Source organism: Lapillicoccus sp., from assembly GCF_025353065.1.
In the GTDB taxonomy this organism is placed as follows: Bacteria; Actinomycetota; Actinomycetes; order Actinomycetales; family Dermatophilaceae; genus Lapillicoccus.
On the sequence record NZ_JANXRJ010000160.1, the window covers coordinates 43,723 to 52,483 of the forward strand.

Genomic DNA, 8,761 nt, shown 5'->3' on the forward strand with positions numbered 1-8,761 from the left:
GAACGGCAGGGAGATCTCTGGGCACAGCCTGTGAGCCGAGGGCAGCCCTGGCGCTGCCGACGCACGACAAAGCCCCTCCGCGACGGCGGAGGGGCTGGGTCGTAGGAGGGGCTGAGTCGTAAGAGGTGCTGAGCTGCGGTGTCCGGAGGGGGACTTGAACCCCCACGCCCGTTAGGGCACTAGCACCTCAAGCTAGCGCGTCTGCCATTCCGCCACCCGGACAGGGTGTGCATCAGGGCCTCGTGGAAGGCCCCCTGCTGCGCCGGAAACGGTAGCACGCAGCAGCCGCTATCCACGAAACGGCGGGTCCCACCCGTCACACCCGTCGCAGCACGTCGGTCCCGTGCTCGCGCAGCTCCGTCACGGACGCGACCCCGCTCAGGCCGAGGGTCAGGTCGAGCTCGCCGATGATGTTCTCGAGCACGGCTCGGACGCCGGCCTGCCCGGCGAGGGCCAGTCCGTAGATGTGTGGCCTGCCCACCGCGACAGCCGTGGCGCCGAGGGCGACCGCCTTGACGACGTCGGCGCCGGAGCGGATGCCGCTGTCGAAGACCACGGGCGCCCGCCCCGCCACCGCCGCCACGACGTCGACCAGCGCATCGAGCGCGGCGACGGACCCGTCGACCTGCCGGCCCCCGTGGTTGGACACGACGATCCCCGCGACGCCGAGGTCGAGGGCCCGACGCGCGTCGTCGGGGTGGAGGATTCCCTTCAGCAGCACCGGAAGTCGAGTCCGTCCGGGCAGGGTCGCGATGTCGTCCCACGTCAGCGATGGCTTGGAGTAGATCTCGAGGAAGGTCTCGACGGCGGCGCGCGGCATCGGCGAGCGGAGGTTGTCGAGGAAGCCGCCCGGGGTCTCGCGCGCCATCGACGCGAGGGTGCGCAGCGCACCGAGCGTGACTGCGGCAGAGGGCTTCTCGCCCCCGGACGCCCTCGCCACCCGCTCCCGGACGATCTCGAGGAAGCGGGGGTCGGAGGTGTACTGCGCGATACCGACCCCGCGCGCGAACGGCAGCGACCCGAGGTTGAGGTCCTGCGGCCGCCAGCCCAGCATCGTCGTGTCGAGCGTGACGACGAGGGCCTCGGCGCCCATCGCCTCGGCCCGGCCGACGAGGCTGTCGACGAGCTGCTCGTCCGTGCTCCAGTAGAGCTGGTACCACCGCGGCGAGTCGCCCATCGCCGCCGCCGTCGCCTCCATCGGCGCGCTGCCCTGGTTGGAGAAGATGTAGGGGACCCCGAGCTCGGCCGCCGCGGCCCCGATGAGGACGTCCGCGTCGCGGGCCACGAGACCCGCGGCCCCCACCGGCGCCACGAGCACCGGCGCCGGCAGGGTGCGTCCGAGCAGCTCCACCGAGAGGTCCCGCTGCGAGACGTCGCGCAGCATCCGCGGGACGATCGCCCACCGGTCGAAGGCGGCTCGGTTGGCTCGCATCGTCGCGCCGTCGCCCGCTCCCCCGGCGACGTAGGCCCACGCCCGCGCCGACATCGCCGCGCGCGCCCGTGCCTCGAGCTCCGTCGGGTCAGTGGGGACCAGCGGCCGCCGGCCGAGCACCCCGGCCCGATAGATGGAGTTCTGCCGCAGTCGCCCGACGCCGATCGTCACGCTGGCACGCTACCGCCCACTCTTTCCGCGGCATACGGGCTCGGGCGCTCTGCCCTCAAGTACGCGCTTTTCGGGTCCTGGGCTCGCTGGCCCTGCGACACTGCCGAGGTGTCCGGCATCGTGCTCAGCTCCCGCACCGGTCGCGGCATCGTCACCGCCGCGGTGCTCGGGTCGGGGATGGCGATGCTGGACGGGACCGTCGTCAACGTCGCCCTCGTGCGGATCGGCGCGGACCTGCACGCCAGCCTGACCGACCTGCAGTGGATCACCAACGGCTACCTGCTCACGATGGCGGCCCTCATCCTGCTCGGCGGCTCGCTCGGTGACCGCTACGGCCGGCGGCGGGTCTTCCTGGTCGGGGTCGTGTGGTTCGCCGTGGCGTCGGCAGCCTGTGGCCTCGCCCAGACCCCCGGTCAGCTGATCGTCGCCCGGGTCGTGCAGGGCATCGGCGCCGCGCTCCTCACACCGGGCAGCCTGGCGATGATCGAGGCGTCGATCCGTCCGCTCGACCGGGCGAAGGCGATCGGCTCGTGGTCGGGTCTCGGTGGCATCGCGTCGGCGGCCGGGCCGTTCGTCGGCGGCTGGCTCGTCCAGTACGCGAGCTGGCGCTGGGCCTTCCTCCTCAACATCCCCCTCGGTGCGCTGACGGTGTGGATGACTCTCGCCAGCGTCCCGGAGACGCGCGACGAGGAGGCGGTCCACGGCTTCGACACCGCGGGCGCGGTCCTCGCGACGCTCGCGCTCGCGGTGACGACCTACGGCCTGGTGCAGTCCGAGGCACTGGGCATGTTCCGCACGGTGGGAGTCATCGTGGCCGGCCTGCTGGTCGGGGCGTTGTTCGTCGTGGTCGAGGACCGCACCCGTCACCCGATGGTGCCCCCGAGCCTGTTCGCCAGCCGGCAGTTCAGCGGCGCCAACCTGATGACCCTGCTGACGTATGCCGCCCTCGGCGCCGTGATGTTCTTCCTCACCCTCCAGCTGCAGACCGTGCTGCGCTACGGCCCGCTCGCGGCCGGTCTCTCGACGCTCCCGCTGACGGTCCTCATGCTGTTCCTCGCCTCGCGCGGTGGCGCCCTCGCGACGCGGATCGGGCCACGGATCCCGATGACGGTCGGCCCGCTCGTCTGCGGGGTCGGGGTCGCCCTCCTCGCGGGGCTCGGTGCCGGCGACTCCTATTGGCTCGGGGTGTTCCCCGGCATCACCGTCTTCGGCCTCGGTCTCTGCCTGCTCGTCGCCCCGCTGACCGCGACCGTGCTCGGCGCCGCCCCCGACCGGTATGCCGGTGTGGCCAGTGGAGTCAACAACGCCGTCGCCCGCGCCGGGAGCCTGCTCGCCGTCGCCGCGCTGCCGGCGATCGTGGGCCTGTCCGGCGCTGACTACCAACGCCCCGTGGCGTTCTCCCGCGCCTACGGCACCGCGATGTGGATCTGCGCGGCTCTGCTCGCCGTCGGCGGCGCCATCTCGTGGGCGCTGATCCGCGACGACCGCGCCGCCGCGCCGCCGACCTGACGCGCACTCGACTCGGAGTCGAGCCCGCTCGACTCGGAGTCGGGCCCGAGCGGGATAGCGTGACCCCATGGCCACGAGCGTCTACCTCGCGTCCGCGGAGGGCCTCTCGGGCAAGTCGGCCGTCGCCCTCGGACTGCTCGACCAGCTCAGTCGACGGGTGGGGCGGGTCGGGATCTTCCGACCGATCGTGCGCACCGACGACCCCAGCGCCGACTACGTGCTCGATCTCCTGCTCTCACGCCTCGGGAACGGCCTCACGGCACGCAGCGCCTCGGGGGTGGGCTACGACGCGGTGCACGCCGACCCCGAGGCCGCGATGTCCACCATCGTCGACCGCTTCCACACGGTGGCCCAGGACCACGAGGCGATGCTCGTGATCGGCTCGGACTACACCGACGTCACCTCGCCGACCGAGTTCTCCTACAACGCGATCATCGCCGCCAACCTCGATGCGCCGATGATCCTCGTCGTCACGGGGGCGGGGCGGTCACCCGAGCAGGTCCGGACCGCCGTCGAGGTCGTCGCGGACGAGGCCCGTGCCCACCACGCCGCGGTGCTCGCCGTCGTCGCCAACCGCGTCGCACCGGCGCAGCTCGCGGCGACCCTCGCCGTTCTGGCCCGGACCTCCACCGGCGCCGCACCGGCATACGCCATCCCCTCCGACCCCATCCTCGACTCCCCCACCGTCCGCGAGCTGATGGCCGCCGTCGACGGAGCCCTGCTCTACGGCGACGAGTCGCTGCTCGACCGTGAGGCGCTGGCCCTGGTCGTCGCCGCGATGACGATGCCCAACGTCCTCGACCGGCTCCTCGAGGGCTGCATCGTCGTGGCGCCGGCCGACCGCGGTGACGTCCTCCTCGGCCTGCTCCTCGCCCACCGCTCCAAGACCTTCCCCAGCCCGGCGGCGATCGTCCTCAACGGCGGGTTCGACCTCCCCGGGCCGATCTCGCGCCTCATCGAGGGGCTCGACGTCCACGTGCCGGTCATCACCTGTGACTCGGGCACGATGGAGACCACCGCCAGGCTGGCCGCCGTGACGAGCCGGCTCACCCGGTCGGCGACCCGCAAGATCGAGACCGCCCTCGCCCTCGTGGAGCAGCACCTCGACGTGGCCGCCCTGCTCGACCGGCTCGACGTCACGCCGAGCACCGTCGTCACGCCGCTGATGTTCGAGCACCGGCTGCTCGACCGGGCCCGCGAGGCCGACCGCCACATCGTCCTGCCCGAGGGCGAGGAGGACCGGATCCTGCGAGCGGCGGACCAGCTGCTGCGCCGTCGCGTCGTCCGGCTCACCCTCCTCGGTGACCCGTCGGTCATCCGCACCCGCGCCGACCAGCTCGGCCTCGACGTCTCCGCGGCTGCTCTCATCGACCCCCAGGACGAGGCGCTGCGCGCACGCTTCGCCAGGGAGTATGCCGCGCTGCGGGCGTCCAAGGGCGTCACCCTCGAGCAGGCCCGCGACGTCGTGCTCGACGTCAGCTACTTCGGCACGATGATGGTGCTCGACGGTCTTGCCGACGGGATGGTCTCAGGATCGGTCCACACGACCGCGCACACGATCCGGCCCGCCCTCGAGGTGGTGCGGACGACGCCGGGCACCACGATCGTCTCGTCCGTCTTCCTGATGTGCCTCGCCGACCGGGTCCTGGTCTACGGCGACTGCGCCGTCAACCCCGACCCCACGGCCGAGCAGCTCGCCGACATCGCCATCTCCTCGGCGGCCACCGCACGGCAGTTCGACATCGACCCGCGGATCGCCATGCTGTCCTACTCGACAGGGGTGTCCGGCACCGGCGCAGACGTCGACAAGGTCCGCACCGCAACGGAACTCGTCCGCAGACGGGCGCCGCAGCTGTCGGTCGAGGGACCCATCCAGTACGACGCCGCGGTCGACCAGGCCGTCGCCGCGACCAAGCTCAAGGACAGCCCCGTCGCCGGCCGGGCCACGGTCTTCATCTTCCCGGACCTCAACACCGGCAACAACACCTACAAGGCGGTGCAACGCAGCGCCGGCGCCGTCGCCATCGGCCCGGTGCTGCAGGGCCTGCGCAAGCCGGTCAACGACCTCAGCCGCGGAGCGCTGGTGCGCGACATCGTCAACACCATCGCCATCACGGCGATCCAGGCCGCGGCCACGTCAGATCTCGAGGACCACCAATCCCCGACGACGACAGCGGTATCCCACGCATGAGCACCCTCGTCCTCGTCATCAATGCCGGGTCCTCATCGCTGAAGTACCAGCTCATCGACGCCGACACCAGCGCGACGCTGGCCGCCGGACTGGTCAATCGGATCGGGCGCACGGGCGACGACCTCGGCGACAACGCGACCCACACCGGGAGCGACGGGCAGACGCACCGGCGCCGCGCACCGTGCGCCGACGCGGCAGCGGCCTTCGACGTGCTCGTCGACGCCTTCCGCGACCACGGTCCGGACCTGGTCGAGAGCGAGCTGGCCGCGGTCGGCCACCGGGTGGTCCAGGGCGGTGACCGGTTCAGCGCTCCGACCCTCGTCACCGACGCCGTGCGGGAGGCCATCGCCGACCTCGTGCCCCTCGCGCCGCTGCACAACCCGGCCCACCTCGACGGCATCCGCGGCGCGACCGAGCACTTCCCCCACACCCCGCAGATCGCCGTCTTCGACACGGCGTTCCACCAGACCCTGCCGCCGCACGCCTACACCTATGCCGTGCCCAAGCTCTGGCGCGAGGTCCACGGCGTGCGCCGCTACGGCTTCCACGGCACGTCCTACGCCTACGTCTCCCGGCGGACCGCCGTCGTCCTCGACCGGCCGGTCGCCGAGACCAACCTCGTCGTCCTCCACCTCGGTGCCGGTGCGAGCGCGGCCGCGATCGAGGGCGGTCGGAGCATCGACACCTCGATGGGCCTCACACCCCTCGAGGGACTCGTCATGGGGCAGCGCTCTGGCGACCTCGACCCCTCCGTCCCCGGCCACCTGGCCCGGGCCGGCATCAGCGTCGAGGACTTCGACCGGGGGGTCACGAAAGAGAGCGGGCTGCTGGCGCTCATCGGCGACAGCGACTTCCGGGTCCTGACCGACCGCGTGGACGCCGGCGACGACGAGGCGCGGCTGGCGCTCGAGATCACGGCATACCGGATCCGCAAGTACATCGGCGCGTATGCCGCCGTGCTGGGCCGCGTCGACGCCGTCGTCTTCACGGCCGGGGTCGGGGAGCACAGCCCGGAGATACGAGCCGCCGCCCTGGACGGCGTCGGCGGCCTCGGCGGGCGGACCCTCGAGCTGGATCCGGTCGCCAACGCGGCCGCAACCTCCGGGGAGCACCGGATCTCGACCGGTGACAGCGAGGTCGCGGTCCTCGTCGTCCCGACCAACGAGGAGCTCGAGATCGCCCGTCAGGTGGTCGAGCTCCTCGGCCGAGGGTGAGGGCCGGCGCCCCGCTCAGGACTCGGAGATGGGCATGATCAGCGCCCGACCCAGGGTGTGGGTGAAGAGGTTGAAGCCGAGAATGGTCGGCGTGGCGTCGGCCGGGACCTCGAGCGACTCCACGTCGACCGCGTGCACGACGATGAAGTAGCGGTGCGGTCCGTGGCCGGCCGGTGACGCCGCGCCGAGGAACTGCCGCACTCCCCCGTCGTGCTTGAGCTGGACCGCGCCGTCGGGCAGTCCGCTGCCCGCCTCGTCGCCGGCGCCGGTGGCGAGCTCGGTGACCGAGACGGGGATGTTGAAGACCGCCCAGTGCCAGAAGCCGGCGGCGGTGGGGGCGTCGGGGTCGTAGACCGTGACGGCGAAGCTCTTCGTCGCCTCGGGGAATCCGGACCAGCTCAGCTGCGGCGAGATGTCCTTGCCGCCGGCTCCGAAGATGCCGCTCAGCTGGTCGTTGGGCAGCTGTTGACCCTCGACCACGTCGGTGGAGGTGACGGTGAACGACGGGACCTGCGGCAGGGCCGCATACGGGTCGTAGGAGTGGTCGGGCACGGGAGCTCCTTGAGGTCGGGGACGTGGCTTCGCACGCTACCCCTCACCACGAAGGCGCCGATGAGGTGGGGCGGCCGGGCCGTGTTCGCCCGATCGGATCGATGACCCGCTCCGGCGACCGGCCGCCCCACCAGTTGTTCGGGGCCGCCCAAGGAGCGGATTGGGTGCGTCGCCCGTTCGTCCGAGGTGCGTCTGGCCCATCGTCGCGGGACCTAGGCTGACGGCCGTGACGTTCTTCCGGGACCTCGTCGTCCTCCTGCGCTTCGCCGGGTTCCGGAGGCTCCTCGGGGTGCGCCTGGTCTCCCAGCTGTCCGACGGGATCTTCCAGGCGGCACTGGCGTCCACGGTGCTCTTCTCCCCCGAGCGAGCGCCCACGGCCGGAGCGATCGCGGCGGCGTTCGCCACCATCCTGCTGCCCTTCACGGTCCTCGGACCCTTCGTCGGGGTGTTCCTCGACCGTTGGTCGAGGCGCCGGATCCTGTTGCTGAGCAACGCTATCCGCACCGTGCTGCTCCTCGGAATCGCTGTCCTCGTGCAGCGCGACAACGTCAGTCCGCTGTTCTACCTGCTCGTCCTCACCGCCTTCTCCGTCAACCGCTTCCAGCTCGCGGGCCTCTCCGCCGGGCAGCCGCACGTCGTCTCCCGCGACCGGCTCGTCACGGCCAACGCGGTCGCACCGACCGCCGGCAGCCTGGCCTACCTCGTGGGGCTCGGGATCGGGGGCGGCGTGGACGGCCTCACCGGCAGCAACGCGATCGTGCTGCTGCTCGGGGCCCTCGTCTACGCCCTCTCCGCGCTGGCGGCCACCCGGCTCCCGCCGCTCGGCCCGTCCCTCGACGAGGTCACCGCAGAGGTCCGCGACGCGGTCGGGAACGTCTACCGCGGGCTGCTCGACGCCGCCCGCCACCTGCCACCGCTGGCGCGGCTGGGTCTCGGCGTCGTCACCGCGACACGACTCCCCTACGCCCTGATGATCGTCGCGACGGTCCTGCTCTACCGCAACCAGTTCGGTGGTCCGGGCGCCGCTGGGCTCGCGGGTCTCGGGCTGGCTGTCGGGGCCTCAGGGGTCGGCTTCGGGATCGCGGCGGTCATCACGCCGTCGCTCGTCCGGCGCTGGGGCACCGCCCGCTGGTTGGTGGCCGTCGCCCTGCTCGGCGCCGTCGTGCAGGTCGTCCCGGCGGCGCTGTTCGTCCCCTGGGCGGTGGTTGTCTCCGCGCTCGGCCTCGGCATCACCACCCAGTCGGTGAAGATCTGCGTCGACACGACCATCCAACGGGTCGTCGGCGACATCTACCTCGGGCGGGTGTTCAGCATCTACGACGTCGCGCTCAACGCCGTCTTCGTCCTCGCGACCGTCATCGCCGCCCTCGTCCTGCCCCCCACCGGCAAGTCGTATGCCGTGCTCGGGGCCGCCTCCCTCTGGTACCTCGGCCTCGCGCTCGTCATCGGCCGCCGGTGGTCGCGGGCTGCCGGCCCACGGCTCCCCCCACACCCCGCCCTCCCCTAGGCTGCCGGGCCCTCCCCTAGGCTCAGGTGGTGCTCGAGCAGCTGACCGCGACCCGCTACGTCACCCCCCTGCGGGAGGGCGGGTCGCTCCCGGGGATCGTCGAGGCCAGCGACGACGGCACCTACGTCCTGAAGTTCCGGGGCGCCGGGCAGGGCGTCAAGGTCCTCGTCGCGGAGATCATCGTC

At 72.2% G+C, this 8,761-nt stretch carries 6 protein-coding genes, 1 tRNA gene and 1 pseudogene; 5 read left to right on the forward strand and 3 right to left on the reverse strand.

Going from position 1 to position 8,761, the window contains the following annotated elements; all coding sequences use genetic code 11:
* Positions 1 to 139: 139 nt before the first annotated feature.
* Both Q0R63_RS13080 and Q0R63_RS13085 read right to left on the reverse strand, forming a co-directional pair.
* Positions 140 to 222, reverse strand: a tRNA-Leu gene (locus Q0R63_RS13080).
* 94 nt (positions 223 to 316) lie between these two features.
* Entirely contained in the window at positions 317 to 1,603 is a 1,287-nt protein-coding gene (locus Q0R63_RS13085; protein WP_295697911.1) for an alpha-hydroxy-acid oxidizing protein, read from the reverse strand.
* 108 nt (positions 1,604 to 1,711) lie between these two features.
* On the opposite strand from Q0R63_RS13085, the gene Q0R63_RS13090 reads away from it, so the two are divergent.
* The 3 genes from Q0R63_RS13090 to Q0R63_RS13100 all read left to right on the forward strand — a co-directional run bounded on the left by Q0R63_RS13090 (position 1,712) and on the right by Q0R63_RS13100 (position 6,517).
* On the forward strand, positions 1,712 to 3,112 hold the full coding sequence (locus tag Q0R63_RS13090) for an MFS transporter (protein WP_295697916.1): 1,401 nt from the start codon (positions 1,712 to 1,714) through the stop codon (positions 3,110 to 3,112).
* 67 nt (positions 3,113 to 3,179) lie between these two features.
* Complete coding sequence (gene pta, locus Q0R63_RS13095; protein ID WP_295697919.1) at positions 3,180 to 5,303, forward strand: phosphate acetyltransferase; 2,124 nt, start codon at positions 3,180 to 3,182, stop codon at positions 5,301 to 5,303.
* A complete protein-coding gene (locus tag Q0R63_RS13100) occupies positions 5,300 to 6,517 on the forward strand; it encodes an acetate kinase (RefSeq protein ID WP_295697921.1) in 1,218 nt (405 codons plus the stop codon). The genes pta and Q0R63_RS13100 overlap by 4 nt, the downstream gene beginning before the upstream one ends.
* Before the next feature lie 15 nt (positions 6,518 to 6,532).
* Here Q0R63_RS13100 and Q0R63_RS13105 read toward each other — a convergent pair whose 3' ends face one another.
* On the reverse strand, positions 6,533 to 7,069 hold the full coding sequence (locus Q0R63_RS13105; protein ID WP_295697923.1) for a YbhB/YbcL family Raf kinase inhibitor-like protein: 537 nt from the start codon (positions 7,067 to 7,069) through the stop codon (positions 6,533 to 6,535).
* Positions 7,070 to 7,295: 226 nt separating this feature from the next.
* Here Q0R63_RS13105 and Q0R63_RS13110 point away from each other — a divergent pair, with 226 nt between their 5' ends.
* Both Q0R63_RS13110 and Q0R63_RS13115 read left to right on the forward strand, forming a co-directional pair.
* Positions 7,296 to 8,576 (forward strand): MFS transporter, encoded by a 1,281-nt coding sequence (locus Q0R63_RS13110; protein ID WP_295697926.1) that lies wholly within the window; start codon positions 7,296 to 7,298, stop codon positions 8,574 to 8,576.
* A gap of 29 nt (positions 8,577 to 8,605) precedes the next feature.
* A pseudogene (locus Q0R63_RS13115) lies at positions 8,606 to 8,761 on the forward strand (aminotransferase class I and II); the annotation flags it as partial.